This window comes from Bacillus sp. VA15, assembly GCF_055721145.1.
This window is the reverse complement of record NZ_JBVQPQ010000035.1, coordinates 1-443: the sequence shown is the minus strand read 5'-3', so window position 1 is coordinate 443 and position 443 is coordinate 1. Positions and strand designations below refer to the sequence as shown.

Below are 443 nucleotides of genomic sequence, written 5' to 3'. Positions count from 1 at the left end.
CTCCTAGTGCCAAGGCATCCACCGTGCGCCCTTTCTAACTTAACCGTTAAAAAGAATCACTATGTGATATCTTGTCTTACTAATTGAATGTGATGTCTACTGTTATCTAGTTTTCAAAGAACACGTTGGTGGAGCCTAGCGGGATCGAACCGCTGACCTCCTGCGTGCAAAGCAGGCGCTCTCCCAGCTGAGCTAAGGCCCCATTATTTAAGATGGTGGGCCTGAGTGGACTCGAACCACCGACCTCACGCTTATCAGGCGTGCGCTCTAACCAGCTGAGCTACAGGCCCATCTTAACTTATTCAAGGAACAAAGTTCCTTCAAAACTAAACAAGACAGGGAACGTTCTGTTTATAAGACCCAAGGTCTTATATTCCGTAAATATCCTTAGAAAGGAGGTGATCCAGCCGCACCTTCCGATACGGCTACCTTGTTACGACTTC

General features: G+C 47.4%; 2 tRNA genes and 1 rRNA gene. All 3 read right to left on the bottom strand.

Annotated elements, in window-relative coordinates:
- Nucleotides 1-126: 126 nt before the first annotated feature.
- Nucleotides 127-202: transfer RNA gene (locus AC0DBE_RS21620), tRNA-Ala, on the bottom strand.
- An 11-nt stretch (nucleotides 203-213) separates the two neighbouring features.
- Nucleotides 214-290, bottom strand: a tRNA-Ile gene (locus tag AC0DBE_RS21615).
- Nucleotides 291-391: 101 nt separating this feature from the next.
- Nucleotides 392-443, bottom strand: a 16S ribosomal RNA gene (locus AC0DBE_RS21610); the annotation flags it as partial.